The organism is Micromonospora sp. WMMD712, assembly GCF_029581295.1.
In the GTDB taxonomy this organism is placed as follows: Bacteria; Actinomycetota; Actinomycetes; order Mycobacteriales; family Micromonosporaceae; genus Micromonospora; species Micromonospora carbonacea.
In genome coordinates this window covers 2,433,170-2,446,036 of record NZ_CP120743.1, presented here as the reverse complement: position 1 = coordinate 2,446,036, position 12,867 = coordinate 2,433,170, and the positions used below count along the sequence as shown (strand labels likewise).

Here is a 12,867-nt window from a genome sequence, read left to right as displayed (position 1 = left end):
CGCGTCCCGCAATTCGGGCATCCGCCGTCCGCCTGTGGGGACGGGCCGCTACCCGGAGTATGGGGCGGGTCAGACCCGGGCGCCGTCGTCGGGGTCGTCGTCGGAGTCGCCGGGGCGCAGCCGCCAGATCAGCGTCACGAAGCCGGCGAGGATGCCGGTGAAGCCGAGCAGGGTCACCACGGAGGAGTCCACCGGCAGCAGCGTCGGCTCCAGGAAGAGCACGAACCCGGCGACGATGGCCAGCACGCCGGCCACCGCGTACTTGGAGACGCGGGGCAGCGGCGGTGGCGGCGGCGGGGTGTAGCGCTCGTCGGCGTCGTCGGGCAGGCCGGCGCCGAACGTGTCCAGCCCGTCCAGCAGGGACGGCTCGTCCTGCCGGCTCCCGCCGACGGAGACGCCCGAGACGTCGGCGGCCCACGGCAGCCGGCGTACGTCGGTGGCGGTGCCACCCTCGTCGGCGCCGACCCGGCCGGTCGTGCCGGCCGGCCGCTCGTCGGGCTCGTCGTCGATGTCCTCGGCGGCGGGCCAGGGATGCGCGCCGGCGGCCGGGGCGGTGTGGAAGCCGGCGACGATGCGGGCCCACTCGGCGTCGACGTCGGGCTCGTCGCGGGACGGGCCGGCGGGGGCCTCCTCGGCGAGCTGGGTGAGGTAGTCGCGTGCGGTCGTCAGGTGGGAGCGGTCGACGTAGAGCCGGTCCACGGGGCGGGCCGGGACGGTGGTGGTGCGGGTGACCGGGTTCAGGTCGGCCGAGGGTTGCAGGTACGCGGCGATGCCGCCCGCGGCCAGGACGTCGAGCAGGTGCTCACCCACGCGCGGATCCACGTCGCCGGCGACCGCGTACTCGCTCGCGTCGAGCCCGTTGTCCCGCCGTCCCCGGCGGGCCCTACCCGCTGACACCGGACATCCTCCCTCGCGCACCTCCCGGTGCGATCGCCCCCGGCGCCCCGCACGCCGTGCCCTGAATCGTGACACGTCAGGGCCCCCTTCCGGGAGTGCGTTGTGGCGCGCCGTACGAAGTAAGGACCCTCCCGCAGGTCGGGGCGGGGCCTCAATGTCGGTTTTCGCTAATCGCTTGCCAACAGAAGCCGTGGCCCGGCCCGCCACCAGCACCGCCCAGGCCGACCTGCCCCTGCCGACACCTACACAGCTGAGTCGAATACGACATCACCCACCCCCACCCCACCCCACCCCACCCCGCCGTCCCGCCGTCCCCCCCCGTCCCACCGTCCCCCGGGCCGGTGATCAAGAGAAAAGCGTCAGAGTTGATCTCTGCGATGACACAATTCTCTTGATCACCGGCCCGGGGCAGCACGGGCGGGGGCCGGCAGGCAGGGGGGAGGGGCGGGGCGCGGGGGCGCGGGCGGGGAGAGGGCATCGGGTGTCGGTGATGTCGTATGTGACTCAGCTGCGTAGGTGCCGCATCGCAGGAGCGGCTCTCGCGTTGTCGCGTTCTCGCACTTGATGGCGGAGGGCGGTTGCCCGGCCGGGCGGCCTGTCTCGTCCTCAGTGGTCGGGCGGGTCGCCCTTGTCGCCCGTGAATCCGGTGGACGCGGTATGCCGGTGGACCTGGCAAGCCCGGTGGATCCCGTTGACCGGGGGATCCGTCGCCGGGCCTGGTCGCCGGGCCTGGTCGCCGGCCCGGTCGGCGGGCCCGGTCGACAGGGCTAGTCGGCGAGGCTAGTCGGTGGTGCCGGCGAGGCGGAGCAGGCCCGGGGCGTGGTTGCGGGCCGCGAACCCGCGCACCTCGGCCAGCACCTGCGCCGCGCCCGCCGGGTCCACCTCGCGCAGGGTGGGCACCGACAGCGCGGCGGCGAGCACGTGGTCGGTCAGGTCGCCCATCCGCCGGTACTGCTCGGCGGCCGAGCGGAACAGCTCGGCGGCGGCCCGGGCGTCGCCGGCCGAGGCGGCCAGCGCGGCCTCCGCCGCCTGCCCGGCGGCCCGGGCCCAGGGCGTCATCCGGGGCGCGGAGGTCAGCAGCCGGCGCACCCGGCGGGCCGCGTCCCCGCCGAGCACCACGGCGACGTGGCCGATCGCCGGCACCCACTCGGCGAACGGGATCTCCCGGGTCCGCCGCCAGTCCTCGTCCAGCTCGGCGAGCAGCCGCAGCGCCTCGGCCTCGCGCCCCTGCACGGCACGGCACAGCGCGGCGTGGGCCAACGTGGACCGCAGCACCCGGTGGAAGCCGGACCGCCGCCCGGCGGCCACCGCCCGCTCCACCTGGTCCGGGCCGCCGCCGTCGGCCGGGGCCTCCGGGTCGCCGCGCAGCGTCCGCATCCAGCCGGACACCGCGACGATGTGCATGTCCCACTCGCCGGTCGGCCGGCGCGTCGACTCGGCCGCCAGGTCCGCCGCCGCACCCCAGTCCCCGGCGTAGTACGACCGGGCCCACTGGTCCTCGAAGCTCGCGGTGAGGCTGTGCTCGCCGCCGAGGTCCAGCGAGCGCTGCTCGTCCACCAGCCGCGCCGAGCCGGCCAGGTCGCCCTCCTCCTGCAACGCCCAGGCCAGGTTGTGCACGGCCCGCCGGCGGCTGGCCAGCCGCTCCACCCGGCAGTGCTCGGTGATCTCGACCAGCTCCGCGTACGCCTCCGGCACCCCCGACAGGTAGCGGGCCACCGCGAGCGTGATCCGGGCGCTCGCGCTGACCTCCCGCAGCTGGAGCCGCTCGGCCAGGCTCGCCGCGGTCCGGGCCGCCGCGCAGGCCGGCTCGGTCTCCGCGTTGAGCATGTGCACCCGGGCCAGCTCCAGCAGGGCGCTCGCCTTCTCCTCGCTGTCGGGCAGGTCGGTGTAGATGCCGATGGCCCGGTCCAGGCAGCGCAGCGTCTCGGCCCGGTCCGCCCGCCGCCACGCGGCGGTGGCGAGCAGCGTCCAGGCCCGCGCCGCCCCCGTCGGCTCGCCGGCCCCGGCCAGCTCGCCGGCCAGCCGGGCCAGCCGCTGCGCGCCGCCGTCGACGAGGAACGCGTCCCCGTCGCGGAACAGCGCCAGCTCGGCGTCGAACAGCTCCAGCATGGGCTCGGGCCCGCCGGGCAGGACCAGCGCCCGCCCCATCAGCGTCGCGGCGGTGTCCAGCGCGTGCAGCTCGTACGCCCGGCGGGCCGCCCGGTGCAGCGCGGCCCGCGCCGCCGGGGCGTAGGGCACGGTGTCCAGGCCGACGGTGCGGGCGATCTCGTGCGCCGCCCAGCGGTGGTTGGCCAGCACCTCGACCAGGTCCTGCTGCCGGCCGTCGGTGACCTGCTCCAGCCAGTCGGCGGTGCTCTGGTGGCGCGCCACCCGCTCGGTGCGGGGCAGCCGCTGATAGCACACGTCGCGCACCAGGACGTGCCGGAAGCGGTACTCGGGCTGGCCGGGCATCGTCGAGCTGGGCTGCTCGTAGACCAGGTCCCGGCGCTGCAACCGGCCCAGCGCCCGCTCCACCCACCGCACCGGGCGACCCAGCGCGGTGGCCACCGGCCCCGGCCAGAACTGCACGCCGACGACGGCGGCGGCCTGAAGCACCGCCCGGTCGGCCGGGTCGAGCAGGTCGAGCCGGTTGGCGATGACCGCCTGCACCGTGCGCGGCATCTCCGGCGTACGGGCCGGGTCGGCCCGCCCGGCGGGGTCGACGAGCCCGCCGTCGAGCAGCATCCGCGCGTACTCCTGGGCGTAGAGCGGGTTGCCGTCGGCGAACTCGATCAGCGGCCCCCGGGACGCGGGCAGCAGCGCGGACTGCCCGAGCAGCAGCGCGTAGAGGGTGTCGATGTCGGAGTCGTGCATCGGCGGCACCGAGATCGACATCGCCCCGCTGATCGTGCCCGTCCAGGCCGGGTGCCGCTCCCGCAGCTCCGGCCGCGCCGTCGCCAGCACCAGCAGCGGCACGCCCCGGGCCGCCGCGCCGAGCTGCTCGACGAAGGCGAGCATCGCCTGGTCGGCCCAGTGCATGTCCTCGAACACCAGCACCGTCGGGCCCGCCTCGGCCAGGGCGAGCAGGAACCGCCGCCAGGACGTCTCGGTCTCGCCCGGGGTGAGCCGCTCGCCGGGCAGGCCGATGAGCGGGCCGAGCGGATCGGCCAGCCGCACCGCGTGCGGGTCGCCCAGCCGGGCCAACCGCTGCCGCAGCCGGTCGCCGAGCGCCGCCGGGTCGTCGACGTTCGCCACGCCGACCCAGCCCTTCACGATGTCGGCGAGCGCCGCGTACGTGACGTTCTCGCCGAACGGCGGGCACTGCCCGACCAGCCAGGTGATCGGCGGACCGGGCAGGCCGGCGGCGTGCCGGGCCAGCTCCCGCAGCAGCCGGCTCTTGCCCACCCCCGCCGAGCCGAACACCGTGACGAGCTGCGAGGTGCGCTCGGTCACCGTGCGGTGCAGGGCGTTGACCAGCAGGCCGCGCTCGTGTTCCCGGTTGACCATCGGGGTCAGCTCGGCGGTGGTCAGGTCCCGCTGGGGCAGCGCCCGCACCGCCAGCCAGATCCGGCTGACCGCGGAGCGGCCCCGCAGCGTCACCGGCGGCCGGTCGGCGTACTCCATGTCGTGCCGGGTCGCCGCCCAGGTGCTCTCGTCGACGACCACGCCGCCCGACGGCGCGAGCGACTGCAACCGGGAGGCGGTGTTGACCACGTCCCCGGTGACGAAGCCCTGCCCGCCGTCGCGGGCGGCGGACAGGTCGACCAGCGCCTCGCCGGTGGCGATGCCGACCCGGAAGCCGAGCGGCGGGTGCGGCCCGGCCGGCTGGCGGGCCAGGTTGCGTTGCAGCTCCAGCCCCGCCCGGACGCAGCGCAGCGCGTCGTTGTCGGTGGCCACGGGCGCCCCGAACAGCGCCATCACCGCGTCGCCGATGAACTTCTCGACCACCCCGCCGTACTGGTGCACCAGCCGCCGTACGGTGGCGAAGTAGCCCTGCTGGAGGTTGCGGGCCTGCTCCGGGTCGGCCCGCTCCGCGTACGTGGTGAAGTCGACGATGTCGATGAACAGGACGCTGACCTGCCGGCGGTCCTCCTGCACCACCATCGGCCGGTCCCGCAGCGGCTGCCCGCAGCTGGTGCAGAAGTTGGCCTCGACGCTGTTGGCGTGCCCGCAGGCGGCGCAGCCACGGGTCAGGGCCTGCCCGCACCCACCGCAGAAGCGGTCGTCCGGACCGGCTTCGCGTGAGCAGTGTCCACACTTGAGGTCGATGGTCGGCTCCAGAGCGCGAGGTGGGCCCAGTATCGCGCCAGGCGGCAGAGTCGGCTACCCGATATGCAGGCGGATCGTGCGCCCGACCGGGTCAGACTAACCTTCCGCTCAGGACATGGACGCCAGGAGAGTGCCGTGCACGTACGACTGTCAGCCGCGTGGACGGACCCGCGAGGCACCCTGTGGGCCCCGGGCGACACGGTCGACGTCGACGCCGTCACTCTCGCCGCATTGGAGGAGCAGGGCATGGTAGACACGCCGGACGGTCAGGGAACCGCCCCCGACCAGGGCAGCACGAAGACCACGACGACCAAGCCGACCGACCCGTCGAAGATCGGCCCCGGCCCGAGCGCGCCGCCCGCGGACGAGCCGGGCAAGTGACCCGTCGCTGACGCCGGCCGCGCCCACCGGGGGAGCGGCCGGCGTCAGCGGTCGCCCGGGCCGGCCTCGACCGCCGCTCGGGCCGGCGTCAGCGGTCCGTCGACGGCCCGTCAGCGGTCGCTCATGCCGGCGCGGCGGCGCAGCGCCGCCACGTCGGTGACCACGATCCGGCGGCCCTCCGTGCGCAGCCAGCCCCGGCTGGCGAAGGACCCGATCGCCTGGTTGACGCTCTGCCGTGAGCCGCCGGCCATCTCGGCGAGCTGGCTCTGGTTGAGCTCGATGGTGATCATCGGGGCCTGGCTCTCGCCGGCCAGCCGCACCAGCGTCTTGGCCACCCGGCCGGGCAGGTCGAGGAAGACGTGGTCGGCGTTCTGCTCGGTCAGCCGACGGATCAGCCCGCCGAGCGAGCGCATCACCGCGTCGAGGATGCGCGGGTTGGAGTGCACCAGCTCCATGAACGCCGGCCGGGACAGCGCGAGGGCGGCGCAGTCCTCGATCGCCTCGGCCGACGCCGAGCGGGTGGAGGCGTCGAGCAGCGAGACCTCGCCCAGCACGTCCGGCGGTCGGATCACCGACAGCACGGCCCGCTCGCCGGTCGGCGCGGTGCGGAACACGGCCACCGCGCCCCGGCGCAGCACGATCAGGGACTCGCCGGGGTCGTTCTCGACGAAGAGCAACTGGCCCTTGCGGTACGTGCGCGGCACCGCCGCCGCGATCACCCGCTGCCGCACCTCCGGCTCCAGGCCGGCGAACATCTCGACACCCGTGAGCGCGTCACCCGGCTCCGGCAGGCGCATCTCCACGGCCCAACCCCTCCCCGGTAAAGGACCTCAACTCGCGGCCGGGTGAAACCCGTCAGCCCCGCCGCGAGGTCGCGAACCGGTTCGGTGTCCGGTAGCGGCACTCATCAGATCATGACGGCCCGGTCGCCCGCTGTACACCCCCGGCGACACTTCCGTAACAGTCCCGAGCTGCGGCGCAGGGCAGGTCGCGGCGTACGCGCCCCCGGCTGGCGGCGGGTGGCGTCGGTGGGCGAGGATGGCGGGCGATGGTATACCGCTACTTCTACGACTGCGAGTTCATCGAGGACGGGCGCACCGTCGACCTCGTGTCGATCGGCGTCGTCGACGAGAACGGGCGCGAGTTCTACGCCGTCTCCACGGAGTTCGACGACTCCCGCGCCGTGCCCTGGGTGCGCCGCAACGTCCTGGACCGGCTCCCCTCGCCGGCCGACCGGGCCTGGCGGTCGCGGGAGCGGATCCGCGACGACCTCTACGACTTCCTCATGGAGCCGATCCGGGGCCGGCCGGGCGAGCAGCTGGAGCTGTGGGCCTGGTACGCCGCGTACGACCACGTGGTGCTGGCCCAGCTCTGGGGCTCGATGCCGGGGCTGCCCCGGGAGATCCCCCGGTTCACCAAGGAGCTGCGCCAGCTCTGGGACGACCGGGGCCGGCCGCCCCTGCCGAACGCCGACGCGGCCCGGCACGACGCGCTCGTCGACGCCCGGCACAACCTCGCCCGCTGGCGCGCGATGACGGCCCGCTGATCAGGTTTGGCGGGTGCTCTGCGGGGCACCGGGTCGGCGTCGAGTCGATCGAGGGAGTGCCGCCATGAGCAGTGAGCCGTCCAGCGCCGTCGACGCCCGCAGCCGGGTGACCGAGCTGGTCCGCGCCGCGCGGATCTGCATGCTGACCACCACCGGACTGGACGGCCGGCTGGTCAGCCGGCCCATGGGGCTCCAGGAGGCGGAGTTCGACGGCGACCTGTGGTTCTTCGCGTACGCCGACTCGGCCAAGGTGCGCCAGCTCCGGGTCAACCCGGAGGTCAACGTCGCCTTCGCCGACCAGCGCAACCACGCCTGGGTGTCGATCGCCGGCACCGCCCAGGAGGGCTACGACCGCCGGCACGCCGAGCGGCTGTGGCACCCGCTGCTGAAGACCTGGTTCCCCGCCGGCCTGGACACCCCGGGGCTGACCCTGATCAAGGTGCACGCCGGCTCGGCCGAGTACTGGGACTCCCCGGGCGGCGCCGTCGTCAACCTGCTCGGCCTCGCCCGGGCGGCGGTGACGGGGAAGCCGCCGCGGGCGGGGGAGAACCGCGAGGTGGCGTTCTGAGCCCCGGCGGCGTCCGCGCCGAGCTTCGGCGGCGGCTGCCTGCCCGGGGCGCGCTGCCGGCGGATTGTCGCGGCGGCTACAGTTCGCAGGGACGGCCCGCCCCGGGCCGGCAACGGTGCCGAGGTCTGATCCGACACTTATCCTGGGGCAAATCGGGCTTCACCTGATGCTCCAGGAGGATGAGCAGATCATGCGTATCGGCGTGCTCACCGGCGGCGGCGACTGCCCGGGTCTCAACGCGGTCATTCGGGCGGTGGTCCGCAAGGGCGTCGCCACCTACGGTCACGAGTTCGTGGGCTTCCGGGACGGCTGGAAGGGCCCGCTGGAGGGCCTGTCCAAGCCGCTCGGCATCGCCGAGGTGCGGGGCATCCTGCCGCGCGGCGGCACCATCCTCGGCTCGTCCCGCACCAACCCGTTCAAGATCGAGAACGGCGTGGAGCGGATCAAGGAGAACCTCGCCGCGCAGGGCGTGGACGCGCTGATCGCGATCGGCGGCGAGGACACCCTGGGCGTCGCCACCAAGCTGCACGAGCTGGGCGTCAACGTCGTCGGCGTGCCCAAGACGATCGACAACGACCTCGGCGCGACCGACTACACGTTCGGCTTCGACACCGCCGTCAACATCGCCATGGAGGCGATCGACCGGCTGCACACCACCGCCGAGAGCCACCACCGCACCCTCGTCGTCGAGGTCATGGGCCGGCACGCCGGCTGGATCGCCCTGCACGCCGGCCTGGCCGGCGGCGCCAACGTCATCCTGCTGCCCGAGCGCAAGTTCGACGTCGAGCAGGTCGCCGGGTACGTCGAGAAGCGCTTCCAGCACCAGTACGCCCCGATCGTCGTGGTCGCCGAGGGCGCCCAGCCGCTCGACGGCCAGATGATCCTGCACAACCAGGAGCTCGACGCGTTCGGCCACGTCCGCCTCGGCGGCATCGGCCAGTGGCTCGCCGAGCAGCTCGAGGCCAAGACCGGCAAGGAGGCCCGCACCGTCGTGCTGGGCCACATCCAGCGCGGCGGCACCCCGACCGCCTTCGACCGGGTGCTCGCCACCCGGCTCGGCCTCCAGGCGATCGACGCCGCCCACGAGGGCGACTGGGGCAAGATGGTCGCCATGCAGAGCACGGACATCGTCCGGGTGCCGCTGGCCGACGCCACGGCCGAGCTGAAGACCGTGCCGCTGGAGCGCTACGAAGAGGCCGAGGTCTTCTTCGGCAGCTGACGCCGACCCGGCGCGCGCGGCGGTTCCCCGGGGAACCGCCGCGCGCGCCGCCGGGCCCCGCCGCACGGCGGGCCACGAAAGGGGTACGACATGGCGGTGGGCGACCACACCGTAGCGGTGATCGGCGCGGGCAAGATCGGCGAGCTGATGCTCTCCGGGCTGCTGCGCTCCGGCTGGCCGGTGGGCCGGCTGCTGGCCACGGCCCGGCGGCCGATCCGCGCCGAGGAGCTGGCCACCCGCTACGGCGTGCAGGTGGTCGACAACCTGACCGCCGTCGGCGAGGCCGACGTGCTGGCCATCTCCGTCAAGCCGCAGGACGCCGCCGCCCTGCTCGACGAGATCGGGCCGAAGGTGCCCGCCGACAAGCTGGTCATCTCGCTCTGCGCCGGCCTGCCGACCAGCTTCTTCAACCGGCGGCTGCCCGAGGGCACCCCCGTGGTGCGGGTCATGACCAACACCCCGGCCCTGGTCGACCAGGCGATGAGCGCCATCTCGGCCGGCGCGCACGCCACCGGCGAGCACCTCGCCCTGGCCGAGGAGATGTTCACCCCGCTGGGCGCGACCGTCCGGGTCCCCGAGTCGCAGCAGGACGCCGTCACCGCCCTGTCCGGCTCCGGGCCGGCCTACTTCTACCTCCTCGTCGAGGCGATGGTCGACGCCGGCATCCTGCTCGGCCTGCCCCGTCAGGTCGCCCACGAGCTGATCGTGCAGACCGCGATCGGCTCGGCGGTCATGCTGCGCGACTCCGGCGAGCACCCGGTCAAGCTGCGCGAGGCGGTCACCTCGCCCGCCGGCACCACCATCTCCGCGATCCGCGAGCTGGAGAACCACGGCGTACGCGCGGCGATGCTCGCGGCCCTCGAAGCGGCCCGCGACCGCGCCCGGGAACTGGCCGCCCAGTCCGAGTGAGGCCGGCAGGCGATGTCGGGCGCAGCGGCTGACGGCGTGCCGGAGCTCGGCCCGCCCCCCGAGCGCACCGCCGTCGACGTGGGCCAGGTGCGCCGCCTCGTCGCCGCCCAGTTCCCGCACTGGGCCGACCTGCCGGTCGAGCCGGTCGCCCACGGCGGCTGGGACAACTGGACCTTCCACCTCGGCACCACCATGTCGGTACGCCTGCCGAGCGCGCCCGAGTACGCCGAGGCGGTCGCCAAGGAACACCGGTGGCTCCCCGTGCTCGCGCCGCGCCTCCCGCTGCCCGTCCCGACCCCGCTGGCGCAGGGCGGGCCCGGCGAGGGCTACCCGTATGCCTGGTCGGTCTACCGCTGGCTCGACGGCGAGACGGCGCGGGCGGACCGCATCGCCGACCCGGTCCGGTTCGCGCTCGACCTGGCCGGGTTCGTCGTGGCCCTGCGCGGCGTCGACACCGCTGACGGCCCCCGACCTGGCCGGCACAACTGGTATCGGGGCGGCACCCTGCGCACCTACGCCGGGAAGGCCGACCGGGCGCTCACGGCTCTCGACGGCCGGATCGACGTGGGCCTGGCCGGCGAGATCTGGCGACGCGCACTGGACGCGCGCTGGGACGGTGCGGAGCGCTGGTTCCACGGCGACCTCGCGCAGGGAAACCTCCTGCTCGACGCCGGGCACCTCGCGGCGGTCATCGACTTCGGCACCTGCGGCGTCGGCGACCCGTCCTGCGACCTGGCCATCGCCTGGACGCTGCTGACCGCCGAGGGCCGGCGGGCCTTCCGGGAGCGGCTGGCCGTCGACGACGCGACCTGGGCGCGCGGGCGTGGCTGGGCGCTCTGGAAGACCCTGGTCAGCTATGCGAACGAGCTCGACGACGGCGAGGCGGCGGCAGGCTCACGGAGGATCCTCGACGAGATCTGCGCCGAGTACACCGACGGGACAAGCCGGTAGAACCCTGCGCCGACGAAGGGTAGCTCAGCGATCTTGGTACGGAACGGCCCCCAGAGGGGCCCCTCCAGGGGCCAGAATATACCAAGATCTATTAGTATCGGGCCCTGACGTTTCGCCGTGACGGCTGCCTGATGCAGAAGCGAGTACTGGTAGCTCAGTCCGAGTGACGATCGGGCTTCCGTGGGATTCGGGTCGCCATGCAATCTCAGCGTGGGCCGTGCGCAACCCCGTTGATCAGATAGCGGAAACCGCCGTCGGTAGCAGCGGCCACGGCATTGTCGAGGCGCTGCCAGACGTAGGGGCGAAGAGCCGCCCTGGCGTCATCCTGTGAAATGAAACGGAATTCCAGCAGCTCACCGTCCGCCAGCCGCAGTGATCTTGCCTGTTCGCCGGTAACCGTGCCGCAGTCGAAAACGAACATCAAGCTGTCGTCCCACGGGCCGTGCGGAGCCACCCAGTCCACCACCAGCAGCCGTCCGGCCCTCACCTCGACTCCCAGTTCCTCGCGCAACTCGCGCTCGGCGGCCTGGTGGGGAGTCTCGTTCGCCTCGACCATCCCGCCGGGAAGGTCCCAATCCGGCTTGTACCGCGGGTTGACGAGCAGGACGTGGCCCTGCTCGTTTCTGATCAGGACGTCTGCGCCGACCCGCTTGCGGGCCTGCTTCGCGTTGCCCTCCGCCAGATATGCCTGCCAAGCAACCGGATCCCGCTCGTAGAGCGGGCGATCATCCGAGCTGTTCGTCACCGACTGCTCCTGACCGTAGCTCACCCACTGTGCCGATCCATGATCGCTCATGGATCGTGTCGCGGAGACGGTCAAGGAGTGGCGGAACCTCGGCACACGCCTTCGCGTGAGATCCGAAGAGTATCGAAGCGTGTTGTAGTTGATCGATGATGATGCCTGATCCGAGACCAGCGATCGCGTCCAGCACAGCATGGGTTGCGACGCACGCCTCGTCGATCTGGCCCTTGCCGAGCAAGACCGTGACCAACATGAGCTGAGCCAACGCGCGACTTCTGACCCTATCGGCCGGGCTGACGGCCAGCGCGGCCTGGAGCCGGCGTTGGGACTCGGCCAGATCCCCGACGCGAAGGAGGCAGCGCGCAGCCTCGATGGCGAACGAAGTCACGTCGAAGGGACTCAACCACTCTGATGTGCCCGTGATCGGCTTGTGCAACGACGCCTCCGCGTCGGCGAGCACTTGGGTGGCGTCGACCGGTTGGCCGCCAATGGCGAACCCGCGTGCCTGCATCGCCAAGAGACGGGCCTGGAGCCGGCCGTGCGACGGAGCCTGCCGAAGATGTTCCAGTCCGTTCCGGGCGTGGAACAGCGCCCCGCGCGCGTCGCCGCAGTGGTTGGCGAGATGACTCAGCCCTGCGTGAATCTGCGCTACGAGCTGGTGGTCATGGCTCTTCTCCGCCAGGGTGAGGGCTTCGCCGAGGTGTCGGCGGGCAGGACCTGCGGCACCGGAGTCGTGCGCCATCCACCCGGCCATCTCGTTGAGCGAGGCGGCAGCAGCTAGTGCTGCCTTCCCTGGTGTGCTGGCCCCACCAGGTACTGTTTCGGCGACCCTGCCTGCAAGATAGGCCGTTACTGTGGCGTACAGATGACCGCCGCCAACTCGGCGGTCAGCCAGCCGGAGTGACCGTACGAAGTTCAGGTGCTCGTCTCTCGCCCCCCGCCGTTGGCGATCTCTGGTGCTGGCCGAATCCGCGTTGGGGTTGATCTCGCGGTTGTTCCTCGTTGACGTGAGGCTCGGCTTGCCCACCCCGGCGAAGCTGATGGTCTTCCCGCCCTCATGATCTGCGGGCAACGCGAACCACAACAGGCGAGCGGGGATCTGTAGGAGCTGCGCCCAATGCGCGAGGCGGTCGAGGTGGACGACCGCTGGGCCGTTCTCGATTCGGCTGAGCTGGGCCTGCGAGAGGCCGAGCCAACGGGCCACGATTTCTTGCGGCAGTGGGTGACGGCCGTGGTAAGGGTGGCAGCGGTAGGCCCGGATGGCCCGCCCCAAGTGCCGTGCGGCCAGCGCCTGCCGGATCGGCCCGTGGTCCCAGAAGGAGTCTGGCAGGGCAGGCGGCGAGACAACGCGGTTTCGTTCGGCTGCCTGGCATGGCCCGCAGCGCCCGCTGGTGTTGTCGCGGGCA

At 73.2% G+C, this 12,867-nt stretch carries 11 protein-coding genes; 6 read left to right on the top strand and 5 right to left on the bottom strand.

Annotated elements, in window-relative coordinates:
* Positions 1–69: 69 nt before the first annotated feature.
* Positions 70–897: a DUF308 domain-containing protein gene (locus O7633_RS10150; protein WP_282327516.1), complete on the bottom strand. Its 828-nt coding sequence runs from the start codon at positions 895–897 to the stop codon at positions 70–72.
* Between the two features lie 780 nt (positions 898–1,677).
* The gene (locus tag O7633_RS10145; protein ID WP_282328514.1) at positions 1,678–5,145 is read right to left on the bottom strand and encodes an adenylate/guanylate cyclase domain-containing protein; all 3,468 of its coding nucleotides are present in this window, start codon (positions 5,143–5,145) and stop codon (positions 1,678–1,680) included.
* A 135-nt stretch (positions 5,146–5,280) separates the two neighbouring features.
* Here O7633_RS10145 and O7633_RS10140 point away from each other — a divergent pair, with 135 nt between their 5' ends.
* Entirely contained in the window at positions 5,281–5,526 is a 246-nt protein-coding gene (locus O7633_RS10140; RefSeq protein WP_074474836.1) for a hypothetical protein, read from the top strand.
* 110 nt (positions 5,527–5,636) lie between these two features.
* On the opposite strand, the gene O7633_RS10135 is transcribed toward O7633_RS10140, so the two are convergent.
* Complete coding sequence (locus O7633_RS10135) at positions 5,637–6,329, bottom strand: Crp/Fnr family transcriptional regulator (protein WP_043967208.1); 693 nt, start codon at positions 6,327–6,329, stop codon at positions 5,637–5,639.
* Between the two features lie 245 nt (positions 6,330–6,574).
* Between O7633_RS10135 and O7633_RS10130 the strand changes: the two genes are divergently transcribed.
* The 5 genes from O7633_RS10130 (at position 6,575) to O7633_RS10110 (ending at position 10,719) form a co-directional block, all read left to right on the top strand.
* Positions 6,575–7,072 carry a polyadenylate-specific 3'-exoribonuclease AS gene (locus tag O7633_RS10130; protein WP_043967210.1) on the top strand — a complete coding sequence of 166 codons (498 nt, stop codon included), beginning with the start codon at positions 6,575–6,577 and terminating at the stop codon, positions 7,070–7,072.
* Positions 7,073–7,136: 64 nt separating this feature from the next.
* Positions 7,137–7,640: a pyridoxamine 5'-phosphate oxidase family protein gene (locus tag O7633_RS10125; protein ID WP_282327514.1), complete on the top strand. Its 504-nt coding sequence runs from the start codon at positions 7,137–7,139 to the stop codon at positions 7,638–7,640.
* Positions 7,641–7,830: 190 nt separating this feature from the next.
* Positions 7,831–8,859: a 6-phosphofructokinase gene (locus tag O7633_RS10120; RefSeq protein WP_074474839.1), complete on the top strand. Its 1,029-nt coding sequence runs from the start codon at positions 7,831–7,833 to the stop codon at positions 8,857–8,859.
* A 90-nt stretch (positions 8,860–8,949) separates the two neighbouring features.
* On the top strand, positions 8,950–9,768 hold the full coding sequence (gene proC, locus O7633_RS10115; protein WP_074474840.1) for a pyrroline-5-carboxylate reductase: 819 nt from the start codon (positions 8,950–8,952) through the stop codon (positions 9,766–9,768).
* A 12-nt stretch (positions 9,769–9,780) separates the two neighbouring features.
* Positions 9,781–10,719: an aminoglycoside phosphotransferase family protein gene (locus O7633_RS10110; protein ID WP_278128248.1), complete on the top strand. Its 939-nt coding sequence runs from the start codon at positions 9,781–9,783 to the stop codon at positions 10,717–10,719.
* A 205-nt stretch (positions 10,720–10,924) separates the two neighbouring features.
* Here O7633_RS10110 and O7633_RS10105 read toward each other — a convergent pair whose 3' ends face one another.
* Positions 10,925–11,464, bottom strand: a complete 540-nt coding sequence (locus O7633_RS10105; RefSeq protein WP_278128246.1) for an NUDIX hydrolase — start codon at positions 11,462–11,464, stop codon at positions 10,925–10,927.
* A complete protein-coding gene (locus O7633_RS10100; protein ID WP_282327513.1) occupies positions 11,445–12,665 on the bottom strand; it encodes a helix-turn-helix transcriptional regulator in 1,221 nt (406 codons plus the stop codon). The genes O7633_RS10105 and O7633_RS10100 overlap by 20 nt, the downstream gene beginning before the upstream one ends.
* Positions 12,666–12,867: the final 202 nt, after the last annotated feature.

Coding starts and splice junctions, on each gene's coding strand:
- O7633_RS10130 (WP_043967210.1), top strand. CDS start 6,575: ATGGTATACCGCTACTTCTACGACTGCGAGTTCATCGAGGACGGGCGC.
- O7633_RS10125 (WP_282327514.1), top strand. CDS start 7,137: ATGAGCAGTGAGCCGTCCAGCGCCGTCGACGCCCGCAGCCGGGTGACC.
- O7633_RS10120 (WP_074474839.1), top strand. CDS start 7,831: ATGCGTATCGGCGTGCTCACCGGCGGCGGCGACTGCCCGGGTCTCAAC.
- proC (WP_074474840.1), top strand. CDS start 8,950: ATGGCGGTGGGCGACCACACCGTAGCGGTGATCGGCGCGGGCAAGATC.
- O7633_RS10110 (WP_278128248.1), top strand. CDS start 9,781: ATGTCGGGCGCAGCGGCTGACGGCGTGCCGGAGCTCGGCCCGCCCCCC.